The following is a 20,701-nucleotide window of genomic DNA, read 5'->3' as shown; positions in this document are numbered from 1 at the left end:
CAAGGTATTCAAGATGGCACTCATCGGACGATTCAACTCCCTGCAGGTGGTCAAGCACACGGATTTCGGCCTCTATCTCGACGATGGTGAGGACGGCGAAATCCTCCTGCCCCGGCGCTATGTGCCCAGGGACCGGCCAAGCGAGGTCGGCGACCGGCTCGACGTCTTCGTCTACCTGGACAGCGACGACCGGCTCATCGCCACCACCCTGCGGCCGAAGATCCAAGTCGGCGGCTTCGCCAGTCTCAAGGTGGTGCAGATCGACCGAGTCGGCCTGTTCCTCGACTGGGGCTTGCCCAAGGACCTGCTACTGCCCCATTCCGAAGAAAAACGTCCACTGCAGGTCGGCGATCACTGCGTGGTCCATGCCTACCTCGACGCGCGCACCCGGCGCATCGTCGCCACTGCCCGGCTCGACCGCTATCTGGACCGGACTTTGCCTGACTACCGGCCCGGCCAGGCTGTCGAGCTGTTGGTGGTCGAGCAGACTCCGCTGGGCTTTAAGGCGATCGTCGAGGGCCGCCATTGGGGGCTGATCCACAGGAACGAGCTGTTCAAGCCCGTTCGCCTCGGCATGCGCGAACGGGGCTACATCAGGGAAGTACGCGCCGACGGCAGGATCGGCCTGACACTGCAGCCGGCCGGCCAGGCCGCCCGCGACGAACTGGCCGAACGCATCCTCGCGCGGCTGGACGAGGAGGGCGGCACGCTGCCCTTCGGCGACAAGACCCCGCCGGAACGCATCGCCCAACTGTTCGGCGTCAGCAAGGGCAGCTTCAAGAAGGCCATCGGCGGCCTCTACAAGCAGGGCCTGATCGTCATCCACGACGACCGCATCGAACGCAGCCGATGACCAAGTGTCCGCAACTGCCTGATACACGGAAAAAAGTTATCGCTCGGGGGTTGAGCTGAGGCGGCCGAATTTGAATAATGTGCGGCGTTTTCCGCCGGTGTAGCTCAGTCGGTAGAGCGGCTCATTCGTAATGAGAAGGTCGAGGGTTCGATTCCTTTCACCGGCACCAGAAAAATCAAGGCTCGCAGCGATGCGGGCCTTTTTCGTTTTTGGAGCGGGCTATCACCGGGCTAGCGTCAGAACAGAAAGCAGCTACTCCTTGCTCTCCCCGCCAGCTTTTGCAATCGACCAAGATCTGTACAAAAAGTAGACAGCGCAGTCCGGTGCCTGAAAGTAAACTACTGGCCCCCTGTCATAGCACCGTCCAGGAGGCGCCATGGTCAAGCTGGAAGACATCAAGAAAGACGCCCTGATCCGCGGCATCGAGCCGGAGGAGATCGTTCGCATCGCCTCGGTCGAGCGCGTCGGCGAGCACGCCGTCACCGTCATCTACAAGACTAACCAGGGGCGCCTCGGCGAGCAGATGCTCTGCCGTACCGACGAGGCGCGTCTGGAGCTGGCGCAGGCGGGGCGCCCTTGGGCGTTCGACGCCTCGGCCGAAGAGTTCAAGCTTGGTCTGGAGGCGTTGCGCATTCAACTGGCCCACCTGTTCGACCCGATGATGGCGGTGCATACATCCAACGTCGAACCGTTGCCGCATCAGATTTCCGCCGTTTACGAATCCATGCTGCCGCGTCAGCCGCTGCGTTTCGTTCTGGCCGACGACCCCGGGGCCGGCAAGACCATCATGGCGGGCCTGCTGATTCGCGAGCTGCTGATGCGTGCGGATGCCAAGCGCGTGCTGATCGTGTCGCCCGGCTCCCTGACTGAGCAGTGGCAGGATGAGCTGCTGGAAAAGTTCGGCGTCCAGTTCGAGATCTTCAGCCGCGAGAAGATGGAGCAGAGCCCGTCCGGCAACTACTTCGAAGATCAGGACCTGATCATCGCCCGCCTGGACCAGCTCTCGCGCAATGAGGCTTACCAGCAGAAGCTGCAGGCCACCTCCTGGGATCTGATCGTCGTCGACGAAGCCCACAAGATGTCGGCCAACTACTTCGGGCAGAAGGTCAACAAGACCCAGCGCTTCAGGCTCGGTGAGCTGCTGGGCGGCTTGTGCCGTCACTTCCTGCTGATGACCGCGACGCCCCACAACGGCAAGGAAGAGGACTTTCAGCTGTTCATGTCCCTGCTCGATGGCGACCGCTTCTACGGCAAGTTCCGCGAGGGGGCACACAAGGTCGACATCAGCGACATGATGCGGCGCATGGTCAAGGAAGAGCTGCTCAAGTTCGACGGCAAGCCGCTGTTCCCCGAGCGCCGCGCCTACACGGCCAACTATGAGCTGTCCTGGATGGAGGCTGACCTCTACAACGAGGTCACCGACTATGTCCGCAACGAGATGAACCGCGCGGATCGCCTGCTGGATGGCAAGCGCAAGGGCACCGTAGGCTTCGCGCTCACCCAGTTGCAGCGCCGCCTGGCCTCCAGCCCCGAGGCCATCTTCAAGTCGCTGCAGCGCCGTCGCAAGAAGCTGGAGCAGCGCCTGGATGAGATGAAGCTCGCCGCGCGAGGCATGCAGCCCGGCGTCGCCCAGACGATCGGCAGCTATGTGGTGACCAAGCAGCTCGACCTGCCGGACAACCTCGACGAGCTGGAAGAAGAACTCAGCCCCGAAGAGTACGAACTCTACGCCGAGCATGTGGTGGATCAGGCCACGGCCGCCGCGACCATCCCCGAGCTGGAGGCGGAAATTCTCATCCTGCGCGATCTGGAGCAGCGCGCCATGGATCTGGTCAGCTCCGGCAACGACCGCAAGTGGGAAGAGCTGTCCAGCCTGCTGCAGAAGCACCCGGAAATGTTCAGACCTGATAGCAGTATGCGCAAGCTGATCATCTTCACCGAGCACCGCGACACCCTGAATTACCTGGTCACATGCATTCGCGGCATCCTCGGCAAGGCCGAGGCCGTGGTGACCATCCATGGCGGCACTAATCGCGACGACCGTCGCAAGGTGCAGGAAGAGTTCCGCCACAACCCCGAAGTGCTGGTGCTGATCGCCACCGATGCGGCGGGCGAGGGCGTGAACCTGCAGAACGCCAACCTCATGGTCAACTATGACCTGCCATGGAACCCCAATCGTCTGGAGCAGCGTTTCGGCCGTATCCACCGTATCGGCCAGACCGAGGTCTGCCACCTGTGGAACCTGGTGGCCAACGAAACCCGTGAGGGTGAGGTATTCAAGAAGCTTCTCGAAAAGCTGGAAATTGAGCGCGCAGCTCTAGGAGGCCGGGTCTTCGACATCCTTGGCGAGGCCTTCGAGAACAAGTCGCTCAAGGATCTGTTGATCGAGGCGATCCGCTACGGCGAGCTGCCGGAAACCAAGGCCAAGCTCGATCAGGCCATCGAGGGAGCGCTGGATACCGAGCACCTCAAGGAAATCATGCGCCGCAATGCGCTGGTCGAGCAGCACATGGGTATGGACGAGCTGTACGCGGTCAAAGAGGAGATGGATAAGGCCCAGGCGCGCAAGCTGCAGCCCTACTTCATCCGTGCCTTCTTCAGCGAGGCCTTCCGCCACCTGGGCGGCGAGATGAAGCAGCGCGAGGAAGGGCGCTACGAGATTCGCCATGTCCCCGCCGACCTGCGCGAGCGGGATCGACTGATCGGCGAGACGCGCACGCCGGTGCTGCGCAAGTACGAGCGGATCTGCTTCGAGAAGCACCTGATCCGCCAGGACGGCAAGCCGATGGCCGACCTGATCCACCCCGGCCACCCGCTGATGCGCGCCAGCACCGACATGATCCTCGGTGTCTTCCGTGCCAAGCTCAAGCAGGGCGCCATCCTGGTCGACCCCAATGACGATGGCGTTGAGCCACGCGTGCTGTTCATGCTCGACCATAGCCTGCGCGAAGGCATGGGCGAGCAGCAGAAGACCGTCTCCCGCCGCCTGCAGTTCGTCGCCATCGACAGCAAGGGCGAGGCCGTCAATGCCGGTTGGGCGCCGCATCTCGACATGCAGGCCCTCGATCCGGCCGACCACTACCTGGTGCAGGACATCCTCAACGCCAGCTGGATCACCCAGGATCTGGAAGCCCTGGCCCTCAACCACGCCTCTCAGCACCTGGTGCCGGCGCACTACGCCGAGGTTAAGGGCCGCCTGGTACGCCAGGCCGACAAGATCCACGCGGCGGTGCGCGAGCGGCTGATCAAGGAGATCGACTTCTGGTCGGACCGCTACTTCAAGCTCAGCGATGAGGTGCAGGCCGGCAAGCAGCCGCGCATGCAGCCGGAGAATGCCCGTCGTACAGCAGAAGAGCTCACCGCCCGCCTGCAGCAGCGCGAGAAAGAGCTGGAGGCCATGCGCAGCGTCGTTTCCAGCACGCCAGTGGTGATCGGCGGCGCCCTGGTAATCCCGCGCGGCCTGCTGGCGCAGCGCAAGGGCGAGACGACCTTCTGTGCCGATGCCGCAGCACGAGCCCGCATCGAGCGGCTGGCCATGCAGGCGGTGATCGAGGCCGAGGAGGCCCTCGGCCACAGCATCCGCGACGTTTCCGCCGACAAGTGCGGCTGGGACATCACCTCCCAGCCACCGCGTCAGGAACACTTGCTGCCCAATGCCCGGCACATCGAGGTGAAGGGCCGCGCCAAGGGCCAGAGCACCATCACCGTGACCCGCAACGAGATCATCTACGGCCTCAACCAGGCGGACAAATTCATCCTCGCCATCGTGCTGGTCGGCGAAGGCGACAGCGTCGAAGGGCCGTACTACGTGCGCAATCCCTTCAGCCAGGAACCGGACTGGGCGGAAGCCAGCAAGAACCTCGATCTCAACCTGTTGCTGGCGCGTGCCCTCAGCCCGGCGGAGTCCCTGTGAAATGACGCTCGCAAACCTGGCCCGGCAGGCCGAGGCCTTCTGCGCAGAGCATTTTGCCCGTATCGCCACGCCGACCCAATACATCGCCGGCTTCCGTACCCGGCTGGGCCGCGAGCTGGCCCTGGAGCGGCAGCGTGACGGTATCTACTGTTGGAGCGAGGCGGTTTCCCTGGCCGATGCGCCGGCCTCGCCGGAGTGCCACTATCCGGCGGAGAAGTCGCGCAACTCCAACCTCAATGGCAAGAACTGTCCGCGCCTGCGGGTGGGCCACGCCGTGCATTACTGGATTTTCGATCGCCTCGACCCGTTCGAGGCGTTCTTGCGTTGGTATGCCCAGTCGCCCCTGGCGGCTGCCGTGGTCGAGCCTACGGCTGTTGCCCAGTCCGAGGTCGTCGCGCCACTGCAGTCTGTCGAGCCGGTGACGACCGGGCAGCCCGCAGTAGCGCAACTAGAACAAGGAAGCATCATGGGCTACCAGATCACCACTATTGCCGAGACCCTCGACCGCATCAACCGCGACCTGTTCATCCCGGCCATCCAGCGCCCCTATGTGTGGGCGCCGGAACAGATCACCGGGCTGTTCGACTCCATCATGCGCGGCTACCCGATTGGCGCGCTGATGTTCTGGGATCTGCCCGAGGGCAGCCAGGACGACTGGGAGATCTACAGCTTCATCAGCGATTTCCGCCACGGCTCGATTCACAACGACAAGGCCGAGCTACAGCACGGCCAGCCGGTTACGCTGGTGCTCGACGGCCAGCAGCGCCTGACCTCGCTGCTGATCGGCCTCAAGGGTTCCTACATCATCAAGCAGAAGCACAAGCGCAAGAAGTCGGACGACGCCTGGGACGAGAAGATCCTGTTCATCGATCTGGCCCAGTCCCCGGAAGTCGAGGAAGAGGGCGAGGACGATGATGTCAGCCCGATTGCCGAGCATTACCGCTTCGCCTTCTTCGACCACGACCAGCGCCCGCAGAACAAGGCCGGCGAGCTGTGGTTCGAGGTCGGACTGATCCTCGTCGCGAAGAGCGAGGCCGAGCTGGAGCAGATGCTGCGCAACTGGGTGGACGCCAACCTCAATCTGGACGAAAGCCGCCGCGCCATTGCCCGCGCCAACCTCGGCCGGCTCTGGCAGGCCGTCTGGCGCGACAATGCGCTGGCCTACTTCACCGAGTGCAGCGCTTCCTACGACCGTGTGCTGGACATCTTCATCCGCGCCAACAGCGGCGGCTCGCCGCTGAGCCGCAGCGACCTGCTGATGTCGGTGATCACCCTGCGCTGGGAGCAGTTCAACGCCCGCGAGGAAACCGAGGCCCTCATCGACGACCTCACCGCCATCCTCAACCCCAAGCGTGCCATCAACCGCGAGTTTGTCCTGCGCACCGCGTTGTTCCTCAACGATCTCGATTTCGCCATCAAGGTGCAGAACTTCATCCCCAGCAATATCCGTCTGCTGGAGCAGAGCTGGGAGCAGGTCAAGGAAGTGCTGCGCTTCTCGGCGCGCCTCCTGCGCGACCACGGCCTGTATGGCGAGCGCCTCAGCGGCATCAACGTGCTGATGCTGGTGGCCTACTACGTGCACAAGAGCAACCCACCGGCAAGCGAGTTGCAGATCAGTGCCGAGGATCGCCAGCGCATCCGTCGCTGGATCATTCTGATCGGCTTCCAGGGCCTGCTGGCGCTGCAGACCAACAACACCTTCAAGGTCTACCGTAATGCCGTGCGCCGCGCCTTGCGCAGCGAGGCGGGTTTCCCCTGGGAGGCGATTGCCGAGGCCTTCCGCGGCATGGGGCGGCCCATCGACTTCGGCCAGGAGGCCCTGGCGCGCTGGTGCAGCACCGCGCTGGACCAGCAGCCTCAGGCCGAGCTGCTGCTCTCGCTGCTGTATGCCGACGACCTGCCCAACCTGCAGCGCCGAGCGCTGCCGCTGGTGCAGAGCCGCCATTTTCTCCCGGACGAGCTGCGCCGCGCCGGTGTCAGCGATGCGCTGGCGCCGGTGGTGCAGGGCTTCGCCAACAAGCTGATCCTCGGCGTGGCACTGAGCACCGCCGAGCAGGAGCACTACTACGCCTTGCCGTTCGAGCAGTGGGCGCAGACCCTGTCGCCGGAGTTCATGTACAGCCATTGCCTGCCGAGCGATATCGGCCTCTACCGTCTGGAACAGCTCCCCGAGTGGGTGAGCGAGCGCCGTCGCCTGCTCGGCCAACGCCTGTTCAATCTGCTGGCCAACCTCGTGCCGTCCAGCCCTGCCGCACTGCCGGCCTGATCGAGAATTGCCATGTACCCTGTCAAGACCCCGAAAAAGCTGATCGAAGTGGCTCTGCCGCTGGATGCAATCAATGCCGAGGCGGCGCTTAGGAAGAGGAAAGCTCCGGGCGGCTACCCAACCACCCTTCATAAATGGTGGGCTCAGCGTCCAGTGGCGGCGGCCCGTGCGGTGATCTTCGCGCAGATGGTCAACGATCCCGGTTATCAGCAGGGTGGCGGCTTCAAGTTCGGGGTGAACAAGGAAAAGGCCGCCATCGAGCGTGAGCGGCTGTTCAAGATCATCGAAGACCTGGTGCGGTGGGAGAACACCAACAACGAAGAGGTGCTGGGCCGTGCCCGCGAGGAAATCTGGCGCAGCTGGCGCGAGACCTGCGCCCTCAACAAGGACCACCCGCAGGCGGCTGAGTTGTTCAATCCGGAGAAGTTGCCATTTTTTCATGATCCCTTTGCAGGAAGTGGGGCGATACCGCTAGAGGCCCAGCGTCTAGGGATGGAAAGCTACGCTTCTGACCTCAACCCGGTGGCGGTGACCATCAACAAGGCGATGATCGAGATTCCGTCCAAGTTCGCCGGGCGCGCGCCGGTTGGCCCGGAAATCGCCGCCGACAAGGGCAGCGGGAGGAAGGCCACCCGTGACGCTTTCGAGGATTGGTCGGGCGCCAAGGGGCTGGCCGAAGATGTTCGCCGCTACGGTGCCTGGATGCGCGAGGAGGCGGAAAAGCGCATCGGCCATCTGTACCCGAAGATAGAGGTAACCGCTGAGATGGTCGCCGAGCGGCCCGATCTCAAGCCCTATCTGGGCGAGAAGCTGACGGTGATCGCTTGGCTGTGGGCGCGCACGGTGCATAGCCCCAACCCAGCCTTCAGCCATGCAGAGGTGCCGCTGGCCTCGACGTTTATCTTGTCCAGTAAGTCGGGTAAGGAGGTCTATGTTGAGCCGGTAGTAGAAGGGAACTCCTACAGGTTTTCCGTTAAATTGGGAAGTCCGCCAGAGTCAGCCAGAAATGGTACGAAAGCAGCCGGGCGTAGTTCAAACTTTTTTTGCTTGCTTTCAAATACGCCGATCAGTGGCGATTATATAAAGTCTGAAGGGCAGGCAGGGAGACTAGGTGCCCGGCTTATGGCAATTGTCGCTGAAGGTGTTCGTGGGCGTATTTATCTGCCACCTACGTCTGAGCATGAAGCTGTTGCGCGTCAAGCACATTTTGAGTGGAAACCGTCGGGTGAGGTGCCGGCGCGACTAACTGGCGGCACTTGCGTTCCGTACGGCATGAAAGAGTGGGGGGATCTTTTTACTCATCGTCAATTGGCAGCTCTTAATGTTTTCTCTGATCTGGTGCAGGAGGCCATCGTCCGCGTCCGTGAGAATGCGCTGACTGCTGGATGGGAAGATGATGTAGGGTTAGACCAAGGTGGAGCCGGGGCAATTGCTTATGCGCAGGCTGTAGGAGTGTATCTGGCATGCGCAATTAGCAGGTTGGCTGACTATGGCTGCTCCCTTGCGACATGGCGGCCAAAAGACAATGCTATGCGCTCCGGGATGCCAAAGCAGGCGCTTCAGATGTCTTGGGATTTTGCTGAAGGCTCAGCGTTTGCACAGTCTAGTTCTGGATTTGTTGAGTGTGCTGATGTTGTTGCGAAAGTTCTTGAGACGGCGTTGAGCGGATATGTAAAGGGAGAGGCTTTCCAGTGTAGTGCAGCGACTCATGGAAGTTTTGGCGTGCTTGGTAATGTTGTGGTTAGTACGGATCCGCCATATTATGACAATATCGGTTACGCAGATTTGTCGGATTTTTTATATGTATGGCTTCGTCGCTGCTTGAGGCCTATTTTTTCTGGTCTTTATGCAACATTAGCTGTTCCCAAGGCGGAAGAGTTAGTGGCGATACCTTATCGGCATGGTGGCAAAGAGAAGGCTGAGGCCTTTTTTCTCGATGGAATGGGGGAGGCAATCAAGTCTTTGGCTTTGCGTGCTCATCCAGCATTTCCAGTAACAATTTATTATGCATTTAAGCAAGCTGAGACCAAAGAGGGTTCTGGTACCTCTAGCACGGGGTGGGAAACTTTCCTTGCTGCAGTTATTGGAGGTGGGTTTGCTATCACAGGGACGTGGCCCGTACGTACTGAAGGTGATAATCGGCAGGTCGGTACTGGCAATAACGCTTTGGCCTCCAGCATCGTACTCGTCTGTCGCCAGCGCGCCGCCGACGCGCCAAGCATCTCCCGCCGCGAGTTTATCCGCGAGCTGAACGCCGTGCTGCCGGTGGCCCTCGACGAAATGACCCGTGGCGGTATCAACTCGCCGGTGGCGCCGGTGGACCTGAGTCAGGCGATCATCGGCCCCGGCATGGCGATCTTCAGCAAGTACACCGCCGTGCTAGAGGCAGACGGCACGCCGATGAGCGTGCGTACCGCGCTGCAACTGATCAACCGCTTCCTTGCCGAGGACGACTTCGACCACGACACCCAGTTCTGCCTGCATTGGTTCGAGACCCAGGGCTGGGCCACCGGCAAGTACGGCGAAGCCGACGTGCTGGCGCGCGCCAAGGGCACCAGCGTTGGCGGCCTGGTGGAGGCCGGGGTGGTGGAGAGCAGCAAGGGCGAGCTGCGCCTGCTGCGCTGGGCGGACATGGCCAGTGACTGGTCTCCGGAAACCGACATCCGCATACCGGTGTGGGAAGCCCTGCACCAGATGATCCGCGCCCTGAATCAGGAGGGCGAATCCGCCGCCGGTGCCTTGCTGGCGCGCATGCCCGAGCGCAGCGAGCCGATCCGCGCGCTGGCCTATCGTCTCTACACCCTCTGCGAGCGCAAGGGCTGGGCCGAAGACGCCCGCGCCTACAACGAACTGGTCACCGCCTGGACCGCCATCGAACAGGCCTCCCACGAGGTCGGCCACAGCGGCCATCAAGGTGCGTTTGATCTTTGAGGAGCGTCACCATGCTTGTAAGCGCCAGCATCCAGAACTTCGGTCCGCTGCCCAACGCCGAGTTCCATTTTGCGCCGGGCCTGAACGTGGTAATCGGCGAGAACGGCTGCGGCAAGACCCAGCTGCTCAAGCTGTTGTATTCCCTGCTCAAGGTGCAGGCCGACAGCAAGGAGCTGACCAAGACGGCGCTGCAGAAGAGCTGTGCCGAGAAGCTGGTGGGGGTGTTCCGCCCCGACTCTCTGGGCCGGCTGGTCAAACGTCGTCAGGGGCGCGGCAAAAGTGAAATTGCGCTGAGCATGAAGGATGAGCGGGAGAGCCTGGTGATCAGCTTCGCCTCCCAGGCCAGCAGCGCCGTGCAGGTGGATACGTTGCCCGAGGCCGGCTTGCGGAAGTCGCCGGTCTATTTGCCGACTCGGGAGCTGGTGACGCTCAGCCCCTGGTTCGTGCCGCTCTACGACAACTACCACTTGGAGTTCGAGGAAAGCTGGCGCGATACGGTGTCGCTGTTGGGCAGTCCGACCCTCAAGGGACCGCGGGAAAAGACCGTGGCCATGCTGGTCAAGCCGCTAGAAGACGCCATGGGCGGCAAGGTGGTGGTCGATGCGGCCACCGGGCGCTTCTATCTGCAGATGCCCGGCGAAGGCAGGATGGAAATGCCGCTGGTGGCCGAGGGGCTGCGCAAGATCGCCATGCTGGCGCGCCTGATCAGCACCGGCACCCTGCTGGAACAGGGCTACCTGTTCTGGGACGAGCCGGAAACCAACCTTAACCCCAAGCTGATCAAGCTCATCGCGCTGTGCATCATGAATCTCTGCCAGCAGGGCATTCAGGTGTTCGTCGCCAGTCATTCGCTGTTCCTGCTGCGCGAGCTGGAGATGCTGGCCGAGCAGCCCGAGTTCAGGAAGGTCAAGCAGCGCTATTTCTCGCTGAAGGCAACGGCGGACGGGGTCGGGCTGGAGCAGGGCGATAGCGTCGACGACCTGCAAACCCTGGTATTGCTGGACGAAGAGCTGAAGCAGTCCGACCGCTTCATGGGCCTGGAGGGCTGACATGGCGGTCATTGAGCCGGTGATCGAAGAAGGACGCTTGACCTTCCGCTTTCCCGACCAGGCAATAGCCAGTAAATACGACGACTGGGCGCACTATCGCCATCAATTCAATCCTGCCTTCGGTGGTACCAAGGCAGTGGATATTCTTTATGCCGATGAGATGGTTGGCTGGCTCATTGAGATCAAAGACTACCGAGTGGGTTGTCAGATTACCGCTGCAGAACTGGCTGATGTGGTTGCGCTCAAGGTGCGAGACACACTCGCTGGACTGGTATCGGCCAAATTGCACGCCAATGATCCAGACGAGCGCAGGGTTGCCACGGCCATGCTGCGCTGTCGCACGCTGCGTGTCGTCCTGCACATGGAGCAGCCGGCCAAACACTCGAAACTGCGTCCGCGGGCCATCGATCCGGCGGCCGTTCTGATTAAGCTCAAGGGCTTGCTGAAAGCTATAGATCCACACCCTTGCGTGGTTGACCAGAGCACCCTCAAGGCTGAGATGAAGTGGGAAGTAGAAGGATAGCGTTATGATTTTCAAACCTTGGACAGAAATCGCCATTCCCCACGAGGACGTGCTCAAGGGGACCTTCCAGCAGGCCGAGTTCGCCGCCGACCTCTCGCGGGTACACGACGGCAGCGCCACGGCGGAGTACCTCGATCCGGTGCTGTTCTTCCAGCGCACCTTCATCACCGAGGGCATGCGTCTGCTGCTGGATTCGGTGCTCAAGCGCCTGGCCGCCAAGGGCGGCGATCCGGTCATCCAGCTGCAAACCGCTTTCGGCGGCGGCAAGACCCACACCATGCTGGCGGTCTACCACCTGGCGAGGGGGCTGGCGCCGGCCAGCGAGTTGCAGGGGGTATCGCCGATTCTGGATGCGGCCGGCATCACCGAGCTGCCCAAGGCGCGCATCGCCGTGCTGGATGGCGTGCATCAGCTCGATTTGGCCAGCAAGCCGAAAAGCCATGGTCCGGTGACAGTGCGCACCCTCTGGGGCGAGTTGGCCTGGCAACTGGCCGGCGAGGAGGGCTATGCGCTAGTGCAGCATGCCGACGAAAGCGGTACAGCACCGGGCAAGCCGGCGCTGGAGGCGCTGCTGCACAAGGCGGCTCCCTGCGTGATCCTGATCGACGAGCTGGTGCGTTACATGTCCCAGTTCGAGGAGGGCAAGTCGCTCTCCGGCGGTACCTTCGATTCCAACCTGTCCTTCATCCAAGCGTTGACCGAAGCCCTGAAGGGGGTGCCCAGCGCCATCCTGCTGGCCTCGCTGCCGCACTCGGAGAAGGAAGCGGTGAGCAAGACCGGCATCCAGGCACTGCGCACGCTGGAGCATTACTTCGCGCGGGTACAGGCGCTGTGGAAGCCGGTAGGGACGGAGGAGGCCTTCGAGATCGTGCGGCGGCGCCTGTTCAGCTCGATCAGCGATAAGGCGGCGATGGAGGCGGTCTGTCGCGAGTTCGCCGACTTCTATGTCGAGAACGCCGGCAGCTTCCCTCAGGAGACCCAGGAAAGCCGCTACTACGAGCGGCTGATCCAGGCCTATCCGATCCATCCCGAAGTATTCGACCGCCTCTATGAGGACTGGTCGTCGCTGGACAACTTCCAGCGCACCCGCGGCGTGCTGAAGCTGATGGCCAAGGTCATTCATCGGCTTTGGCGCGACGGCAGCAAGGATGCCCTGCTGATGCCCGGCAGCCTGCCGCTGTACGACCCGGAAACCCGCAACGAGGCTATTTACTACCTGCCGCAGGGCTGGGACCCGGTGCTGGAAAAGGACGTGGACGGCGAGCGCGCCGAAACCACGCGGCTGGAAAGTGCCGATACCCGTTTCGGCAGCGTGCATGCCTGCCGCCGGGTGGCGCGGACCATCTTCCTCGGCAGTGCGCCGAGCACTTCCGAGCAGATGGTGCGGGGCGTCGCTCAGGAGCGCATCCTGCTGGGCGCCGTGCAGCCCGGTCAGGCGGTCGGCACCTTCAAGGATGCCTTGCGCCGCCTGGGCGACAAGCTGCATTACCTGAACAACGGCAACGAACGTTACTGGTTCGATACCCGGCCGAACCTGCGCCGGGAGATGGAAGACCGTCGTCGCCGCTTCAATGACTGTGAGGACGTGTTCCCGCTGATTCGCGAGCGTCTGCGCGAGTCCTTCGCGACCAACCTGTTCCTAGTGCATCCGTTCACGCCAAGCGTGGACATTCCGGATGATTGGTCGCTGCGTCTGGTGCTGCTCACCCCGGAGGCACCCTACAGCCGCACGGGCCAGAACCTGGCGCTCGACAAGGCGGCCGAGACCCTGCGCTACCGAGGCGAGCAGCCGCGGCAGAAGCAGAACCGCCTGATCTTCCTGGCCGCGGACTTCGATGCCCTGTCGCGGCTCAAGGACCAGGTGCGCTCCTGTCTAGCCTGGCAGTCCATCGTCAGTGACATCAAGGAAATGCATCTGAACCTGGACCAGTTCCAGAGTCGCGAGGCGACTCGTGGTCTGGAAGCTGCCCGGGATGCGCTCAAGCGGATGATCCGCGAGACCTACAAGTGGCTGCTAGTACCCATGCAGGAGCCCAAGGCGGGCGGCGGGCTGTCCGAGCTGATCTGGGAAACCTTCCAGGTCAGCGCCAGCTCGCTGAACTGGTCGCAGGAAATCGAGAAAGTGTTAGCCGAGGAAGCGCTGCTGATCAACAACTGGTCGCCGATCCACCTGCATCGCTACCTGAAGGACTGGTTCTGGAAGAACGGGGTAGAGGAGGTGAAGGCCCTGGATTTCTGGCAGAAGTCCTGCCAGTACCTCTACCTGCCGCGCCTGCGCGACGACATGGTGTATCGCAACACCCTGGCTGCCGGCGCCGCCAGCGAGGACTTCTTCGGTTTTGCCTACGGCAAGGAGGAGGGCAAGTACAAGGGGTTCACCTTGGGGGCATCGACCTCGCCCATCCTGGATGACTCCCTGCTGCTGATCGAACCGTCGGTGGCGCGTGCCTACGTCGATGCCGAGCGTGCGGCCAAGGCGGCAGCGCAGGCCCAGTCGGCCCCCTTGGCCGTGGGCGAGGACAGACCTGCCGCGCAGGCCCCCGCGGGCTCGACTTCCGTGTCGCAGCCGACTTCCACTCCGGTAGCGGCAAAAGCGGAGAAGCGCCGCTTCTATGCAACGGTGAATATCGAGCCGGTAGGCGCCAAGCTGGCCTTCGCCAATATCGTCGAGGAGGTCCTGCAGCAGTTCACCGCCAAGCCGGGGGTGAAGGTCAGCATCAGCGTGGAAATCGAGGCAGAAAGCTCCGAGGCCTTCGACGATGCGTTGCAGCGTGCGGTAAAGGAGAACTGCAACGTGTTGAAGTTCTCCTCGGCGGAGTTCGAGAGCTGATCGAGCCGTTCTGGCGTCGCGCCGGGCCGGGATGATCCGGCCCTGGCCTCATAGCCAGTGTGCGGGAACTTCCAGCCCATGGTTCTTGGTGACGATCTGCAGAGTGGCAATGATCTCTGCATGCCGAGCCTGGTCAGCAGGCTGCCAGGTAGCGCGGCGATCCAACAGGAGCTTCAGCTCGCCTAGGTTGTACATGCCCAGACGATGGAAGTTGCCCCAGCTGGGGATGCCGAACAGGTTGTAGATGACCACAGTGGCGTCGCGCTCGCTGGCAAGCCGTTTGTCACCGGTCAGCTTCTCGGTGGCTTCTTTGGCTTCATCATGGTCATCGTAGGTATTGAGAAGTTTCATGGGTGTTTTCGATAGGGGAGCAGAGAGGGAGCCACGCGAATAACAGCCCACCAGACTTTGGTTGCCGGCCTGGCGGGCAATGGCATAAGCAGGTTGAGCATTAGTTGCAGCGAGCGGAATGTTAGCTTCGCCGTCTCGCGTGCGTGGAGGTTATTCATCGACCTCGGATGCGGGTTTTAGAGTCTTGCCCGATATCTGCATCATCAAGGTCGTGAGCGGGTTTTCCGGTTGTCCTCCGTGATTGATATCTTGCGGCAATAGCTTGACCCAAAGTTTATAGAACTCGCCCGGATTTTCCTTTCCCCAACTGGCAAGCGCCCCCGATCCACCCATGTCCTCGAAAGCCTGCTGCAAGGCCTCTTTGACAGCGGTGGTGTTCTTGTTTGGCGTGCCTTTCGCTCGGCCGCCGGTCTTTCTCCCAATAGCCATCTATTTCCCTCTACTTTAGATAGCGCCGAATAGGGCTGCGAATGAGTTTACATGCTGCGCATACTGGCGCTGTAGGGGCCGGGGTGATGATAGGTCCGCCATTGAGCTGCTCGATGCGACGGCTTGCCGTTCTAGTCGATTGATCCATGCAGGGCTGTTTCGAATCGTCTCCGCTACTTGATGAGGATTTGCGCCGGCCAGTTCGCTGAGGTCGTGTTGCTCCAGGTGCCCGTTGTCCAGTAGCACAGCAGGCTGCACTCCGAGCAGACGGGCAACTTGGAAAAGCCAGCTGAGTGACGGCGGAGGTAACGGAGCCGTCACTCCAAGGGTGCCGGCCAGGCCCTTGATGATCTCCTCATCGAGCTTAAAGCCCGGCACGGGCACAACAGCCAGCACTGCATCGCCATATCGCAGCTGAACCGTCTGTTTCACGCTGGAGGTGCCGGCCTCGCTGCAATGCTGGATCACGTTTCCATCGTTGAAGACCAGGAGATGAAGCCAGCAACAGGGGGCGGACTGGACCCGTTGCGAGTCGTCAGCGGACTTCAACTCCGCTAACAACTCGGAGCGGCGGTCGCGCAGATATTGGCGAAGCTCCTCCGTAATGCGATCTGCAGGCATGACGCGCAGGCGATCACCATCTAGCTCGACGGTCAGACCGGCCTGGTGTAGGTAGTCCAGGGCGGCCATGGTTAGAAGTACTCCGCGTTGTCGTTGATAGTGGTGAGCGAATTGCCGAGGGGTGTTTCATCTTGAAGACCATCAGTGATGGTGCTGGCGGTCTTCGAAAACTTTTGGTTGTCTGCGGCATCCTCCATTCGTGCCTCGTTTTTCCATTCGTGCCCTTTTTCTTCATTCGTGCCCATGCTTGAGGATGGGCATGAATGGAGGTTCGAGGGCATGAATGAGGTAAGCGACCAATAAGACTTGATGTTCTTACCAAAGCCTTCCCGGTCGATCGTGACTGACAGCTTTTCGCGGGCGGTTCTGATCTGCTTTTGCGTATACCCGTTCTCGACCATCAGACGCTTGGCCTCCTTCCCGGTGAGCGGTCCTTCGCTCAGGATGCGCCGCAACGCTTCGGCGGGATCGTCGTCTTCCGGCTCGTCATCAATCTGGCGCTCGACATCGGCCAGGATCTCCTTGGCACTGCCATCGATGAAGTCTCCCCACCGTACGCGGGTGGTTTCGATGTCGTCGTCGACCGTGCATTCCTCGATGCTGTAGGAGCACCCGCCGTTGTCGTTGGAAATATTCGACTTGGCGCGGGCGAGGACGCGAACTTCCGAGTCTTCCTGCTTGGCGGCCACCAGCACGGTTCTGGCCAGCGCGCCAAAAGCCTGGCTGCCGATCACGCGATCCGCCGGAGAGGAGCCACCGCTTCCCTTGGAGAAGTGGCTGATGCCCAAGACGGCGCAATCGTGCTCCTCGGCGAAGTCCACTACCACTTGGAGCGAGCGGCGGACATCGTTCGCCTTGTGCATGTCGCCTTTAACCAGGTTGACCACAGGATCAAGGATCAGCAGCGACGCTCCGCCAAGGGCCTCCACGGCTTTGCGCAGTAAATTGAAGTCGGTTGCCGGGTCGAAGGGCTCATGCTCGCCTTTATGGTTTATCCGGCCATTGATGATGTGAACACGAGAAAGGTCTGCTCCCGCAGCCATCAAGCGCGGCACCAGCGTATCAGCAGGATCGTCTTCGCTGGTCCAGATAAGTACGTTGCCGCGCTCGGTGCAGAGGCTTCCATCAGGGTAGTGGCCACCGCTGGTAAGGATTGCTGCAAGCCCGATGGCCAGGGTGGTCTTTCCGGCGCCTCCCGCGCCGGCCAACACAGTGAGTTTTCCCTTGGCGATCCAGGCCGGCCACAGCCAGCGGATACCCCTTGGCTTGATGGCCGAGGCCTGCGTCAGCATAGCGCGGCACTTCGACTTTTCCGGCTTATCCAGGGCGGCGAGCTGCTGATCGAGCTGCTCTATTCGCTCATGCGCCAGCGCCATCCGGGCGATATCGTCGTCGGACAGCTCTTGGCCGTTGCCTACCGCGCCGTTCCCGGACTCGATCACCAAGCGCTCGAAGTAGCGCTCCTTCTCTAGCTTCTCGCGCAGATACTGCTGGCGCTGCTCTTGGCTCAAACCGCTGGGGAAAAGGTCTTTCAGCTCCAGACCGACCGCCGCCAGCACGTTGCGGGGTTCGCAGCCGGCATAGCAATGGACCAGGACGCGGCCATCATTGCCGCGTACCAAGCTCAGGGAGGGCGACTTGTCATCATGGGTCGGGCAGCAGGCCATATAGCGCTCGCCATGCTTCTTTACGCCTTCCAGACGCGGTAGCAGCAGATGTTCGAGTAGATCACTCATCAGTGTGTGCCTCCTCAAGCAGTTCTGCCTCTTGCTGATCGATAGGGCTGCTATGCCACACATTGCCGACTTTCAAAGATCCAAAGCAGCCTGAGGCGGAGCTGCCGTCCAAGCGCAAGATGTACCAGCCTTTCAGGGTGCCGGGCTCGTCGCCGTAGGCGTTGAAGTGGTGAGGCTGGCCATCCGGCACAGGCATGGGAAGCTGTTGGCCGAAAGCGTCTTGCAGAACCTTGTGGAACTGGATTGCATGATTAGCCATGACATACCTCCAGCATCAGCCAGTACATGGCGATCTGAGCCAGCGTAATCAGCAGGTTGAAGGCAGAGTCATGGGAGAACAGAAGGCCGATCAGGCTGGTAAATTGGCTGCGGGAGCGGCTGCTCTGTTGGCATTGGGGGCGGGTGCTTTTCATTTAGGCGATCTCCCCGGTATGACCAACAGTGCGGCGGGCCATGAACTCGGCAAGATCGCTCACGCGGTAGCGCACCATGCGACCGACCTTGACGAAGGGCAGGCGGTAGCGGCCGGTCGAGCGCCAGACTGCGAGGGTGTTCTGCTTCACGCCCAGGACTTTGGCAGCTTGCTTGTCCTCTACCAAGGCAGGAAGGTTGTCGAGGGCATAGCTTAATTGCTTAGCAATCTCCTCCTTGATGCGTTCGATAGTTTCTTTAGGTGGAGTGTGCATGATAAATCCTCACTATCATCGTCAATAAATGATGATGAGGATGCAGGAATCTACCGGGCCAGAATCTACTAGACCAAGTAGGCCAAATTTTTAGGTCTGGTTCTTTTTGATGTGTTTTAAAAACTCGCTCCAAGCATTTACAAAGCTTTTCGTCTTTAGGCTGCCAGCCTGTAATGCTCCGCTGAAGATATAGCCAGGTCGGGTCAATCCTTTTGCTTCGAGCCATAGCCAGCAGGTGTCACGCGCCCCAGAATTTCCGGTTTGATTAACGCGCAGATTTGTTGCTGTAAATTCGCTTTGTTCCTCAAACCACTGATAAATATGTTCGATACGTTGGTCGAGTGCGGATTTCTTTTTGGGTTCCGCTGGCCTTTGGGTGATGCTCTCTTGTTGAGTTGGCTCAAAGACTTGAGCTCCTGCGGTCTCTTGGGGAGCGCATTTCTGCGGAGGTTGCTCTACGGCTTGAGCCTCTTTCGGCATGGAGTCAGCGTTATCAGGGTTGATTTCTCTGGCTTTCGGAGTGGCTTGTTCCTGCTGGCGCAGCACAGAGGCTTGAGTGCTTTTTCGCTTCAGGCTCTTGAGAGCAATGATTTCCTCAAATTTTTTGCAATTAAGTGGAACATCTCGTCCTTCTTCATTTGCAAAATCGAGAAATCTTTCTAGCTGAGCAATTGAAAAAGGAAATGGTAGGGCCGGCTCATCAAGCTTTCCGGTTGGGTGAGAACAAAGAGTCGCTGCTTCCTCTGGCGTGAGGTCAACTTCATCCTCGTGATCAATATTGACGTAAAGCCCGTCGCTTCCGATCCGAAGCCAGCAGCCGAAGTTCTTCATATCGATGCTGCCGCTATCAGTTGGCAGCGCCATTCTTATAAAGTCATCTCGACGTAGCATAATGCTCTTGTCGACACCTTCAAAGTTGAGGGTTGTTTCTTCATCAATATTTTTCATGGAGCCCTCGCAGGCTACCTACAGAAGAAGGCGACCAGCCAGACGGGTAGGTAGTCCGCTTTTCGCCCCGTAGGGCTAGGCTGGCAGTAACTCGGTTATCTGCTGCGGCGGTTCGGCAACTCGACCACAGATGCTGCTTCCTTGATGCCGGCGGCTTCGAGCATGGCCTTCGTCGCGGTCTCGACGGATTGGCGCACCGGATCGAGGTCAAGGCGGGCATAGATCGCCGTAGCTTGATGTGTCTTGTGGTTGAGGCTCTTGCCGATGATTGCCAGCGAGGCGCCGGTCTTGGCCTGCCAACTGCCCAGGGTGCGGCGCAGGTCGTGAATGCGCAGGTCGGTCATGTCGTAGTCGGCAGGATCGATCTCCAGCGCATCGGCGACGGCGCGGTAGCACTTCTCCGCAGTGGCGGGCGCCTCGATCAGCAGCCGGTCGGCGCGCTGGCGTTCGTCGTCGGTCAGCTTGCCGGCAGTTTGCAGCAGGTCGAGAAGGCGACGGACACTGGCGCGGCGCAGGATGGTCGCCCATGCCTTCTTCGGCTCAACCAGATGGCCGGTCACGCCCGTGCCGGGGAACACAAAGGGGGAAGCGCCAGCGGCCCGTTTGCGTGCCCGCAGCGTAGCGACGGCTTCGGGCGGCAAGGGGACGTTCTGCGGGGTGCCGTTCTTCGTCATACCGATGCGCCAGATACCGGCATCAAGATCGATATCGCGCCAGGCCATTGCCTGTACGTTCGAGCGGCGGGCGCCGCTCAGCAGCGACAGCAGGAAGTAGTCGCACAGGGAGGACTCCGCAATGGCGGGCAGTAGGTGCGGCAGCTCACTGGCCTGTGCGAAGCGGTCGCGTGACGGTGCGGGGTTCTTCTGAATGCGGCTAGCCGGATTGGTGCCGTCGAAGTGCTCATGGTCGGCGGCGAAGGTGAACACAGCAGAGATGATGGCGACAGCCTTGTCGGCTTGGGCTGCGCTTTTCTTTGTTGCTTTGGCGTGGATCGCCTTCACGTCAGAGCGGGTGATGTGCGACAGCTTCTTCGCTTTGATCGACTCAAGATATAAGCGCAGCGAGTCCCGGTAATCCCTCTTCGTCTTTTCGCTCAGCGGCGAGCCGTCGCGCTTCTTCTTGCTGTCCAGGAACATCTTGAACAGCTCGGCAAAGGTCGGTTCTTCGCGGATCGCTCGGCGAGCGGCGGCAGGGTTTGCCCCGGTGGCGAACTCGCCGAGGATTTTCTGTGCTTCACCGCGCGCCTGTTCAACCGTCATGCCGGGGAATGTGCCCAGCTTCACCCATGTCATGGATGCGCCAACACGCTTGACCACATAGAAGGTTCGGGCGCCGGCAGCGGTGATCCGCATCGCCAGCTTCGGTACTTCAGTGTCATAGACGGTCAGCCGCTTGCCGGCCTCGGGAGGAGCTAGCGCCAGTAGGGCTGTTTTTGTGAATTTCAGCTTTGCCATAGGTTCACCTTGCCTGTTTCGGGCTAGCGCCGGGCTAGCACGGGCTATCAAATTTGGTCAATTTTCGTGATAGCCCAGCAAGGTGAAAATACGCTGTAAGCCGCATTCTGT

Annotated in this window: 16 protein-coding genes and 1 tRNA gene; 8 read left to right on the top strand and 9 right to left on the bottom strand. The window is 61.0% G+C overall.

Going from position 1 to position 20,701, the window contains the following annotated elements; genetic code table 11:
• Positions 1–13 precede the first annotated feature (13 nt).
• The 8 genes from ACGI6K_RS14505 (at position 14) to ACGI6K_RS14470 (ending at position 14,365) form a co-directional block, all read left to right on the top strand.
• Complete coding sequence (locus tag ACGI6K_RS14505) at positions 14–853, top strand: CvfB family protein (RefSeq protein ID WP_376942707.1); 840 nt, start codon at positions 14–16, stop codon at positions 851–853.
• Between the two features lie 93 nt (positions 854–946).
• A tRNA-Thr gene (locus ACGI6K_RS14500) sits at positions 947–1,022 on the top strand.
• 207 nt (positions 1,023–1,229) lie between these two features.
• Positions 1,230–4,766 (top strand): helicase-related protein, encoded by a 3,537-nt coding sequence (locus ACGI6K_RS14495; protein ID WP_376942709.1) that lies wholly within the window; start codon positions 1,230–1,232, stop codon positions 4,764–4,766.
• A 1-nt stretch (position 4,767) separates the two neighbouring features.
• Complete coding sequence (locus ACGI6K_RS14490; protein ID WP_376942711.1) at positions 4,768–7,032, top strand: DUF262 domain-containing protein; 2,265 nt, start codon at positions 4,768–4,770, stop codon at positions 7,030–7,032.
• A 12-nt stretch (positions 7,033–7,044) separates the two neighbouring features.
• Positions 7,045–9,963, top strand: coding sequence for a DUF1156 domain-containing protein (locus ACGI6K_RS14485; protein WP_376942713.1), 2,919 nt, complete (start codon positions 7,045–7,047; stop codon positions 9,961–9,963).
• An 11-nt stretch (positions 9,964–9,974) separates the two neighbouring features.
• Positions 9,975–11,012 carry an AAA family ATPase gene (locus tag ACGI6K_RS14480; RefSeq protein WP_376942715.1) on the top strand — a complete coding sequence of 346 codons (1,038 nt, stop codon included), beginning with the start codon at positions 9,975–9,977 and terminating at the stop codon, positions 11,010–11,012.
• A 1-nt stretch (position 11,013) separates the two neighbouring features.
• Positions 11,014–11,535: a hypothetical protein gene (locus ACGI6K_RS14475; protein ID WP_376942717.1), complete on the top strand. Its 522-nt coding sequence runs from the start codon at positions 11,014–11,016 to the stop codon at positions 11,533–11,535.
• 4 nt (positions 11,536–11,539) lie between these two features.
• Entirely contained in the window at positions 11,540–14,365 is a 2,826-nt protein-coding gene (locus tag ACGI6K_RS14470; protein ID WP_376942719.1) for an ATP-binding protein, read from the top strand.
• A gap of 48 nt (positions 14,366–14,413) precedes the next feature.
• Here the strand turns inward: ACGI6K_RS14470 and ACGI6K_RS14465 are convergent, their stop codons facing one another.
• The 9 genes from ACGI6K_RS14465 to ACGI6K_RS14425 form a co-directional block, all read right to left on the bottom strand.
• Positions 14,414–14,716: a hypothetical protein gene (locus tag ACGI6K_RS14465; protein WP_376942721.1), complete on the bottom strand. Its 303-nt coding sequence runs from the start codon at positions 14,714–14,716 to the stop codon at positions 14,414–14,416.
• Positions 14,717–14,866: 150 nt separating this feature from the next.
• Positions 14,867–15,145 (bottom strand): hypothetical protein, encoded by a 279-nt coding sequence (locus ACGI6K_RS14460; RefSeq protein ID WP_376942723.1) that lies wholly within the window; start codon positions 15,143–15,145, stop codon positions 14,867–14,869.
• A gap of 15 nt (positions 15,146–15,160) precedes the next feature.
• Positions 15,161–15,835 carry a hypothetical protein gene (locus ACGI6K_RS14455; RefSeq protein WP_376942725.1) on the bottom strand — a complete coding sequence of 225 codons (675 nt, stop codon included), beginning with the start codon at positions 15,833–15,835 and terminating at the stop codon, positions 15,161–15,163.
• Positions 15,836–15,837: 2 nt separating this feature from the next.
• Complete coding sequence (locus tag ACGI6K_RS14450; RefSeq protein ID WP_376942727.1) at positions 15,838–17,502, bottom strand: AAA family ATPase; 1,665 nt, start codon at positions 17,500–17,502, stop codon at positions 15,838–15,840.
• Positions 17,495–17,761 carry a hypothetical protein gene (locus ACGI6K_RS14445; protein ID WP_376942729.1) on the bottom strand — a complete coding sequence of 89 codons (267 nt, stop codon included), beginning with the start codon at positions 17,759–17,761 and terminating at the stop codon, positions 17,495–17,497. Before ACGI6K_RS14445 ends, ACGI6K_RS14450 begins: the two co-directional genes overlap by 8 nt.
• Positions 17,754–17,915, bottom strand: coding sequence for a hypothetical protein (locus ACGI6K_RS14440; RefSeq protein ID WP_376942731.1), 162 nt, complete (start codon positions 17,913–17,915; stop codon positions 17,754–17,756). Before ACGI6K_RS14440 ends, ACGI6K_RS14445 begins: the two co-directional genes overlap by 8 nt.
• Positions 17,916–18,188, bottom strand: coding sequence for a helix-turn-helix domain-containing protein (locus ACGI6K_RS14435; RefSeq protein ID WP_376942733.1), 273 nt, complete (start codon positions 18,186–18,188; stop codon positions 17,916–17,918).
• Positions 18,189–18,278: 90 nt separating this feature from the next.
• Positions 18,279–19,136, bottom strand: a complete 858-nt coding sequence (locus tag ACGI6K_RS14430; protein WP_376942735.1) for a hypothetical protein — start codon at positions 19,134–19,136, stop codon at positions 18,279–18,281.
• A 95-nt stretch (positions 19,137–19,231) separates the two neighbouring features.
• Positions 19,232–20,590: a tyrosine-type recombinase/integrase gene (locus tag ACGI6K_RS14425; RefSeq protein ID WP_376942737.1), complete on the bottom strand. Its 1,359-nt coding sequence runs from the start codon at positions 20,588–20,590 to the stop codon at positions 19,232–19,234.
• Positions 20,591–20,701 lie beyond the last annotated feature (111 nt).

Origin of the sequence: Azorhizophilus paspali (assembly GCF_043587585.2) — a bacterium.
GTDB lineage: Bacteria > Pseudomonadota > Gammaproteobacteria > Pseudomonadales > Pseudomonadaceae > Azotobacter > Azotobacter paspali.
Note: the sequence above shows the minus strand (reverse complement) of the source record. Positions and strands in the feature narration are given on the sequence as shown.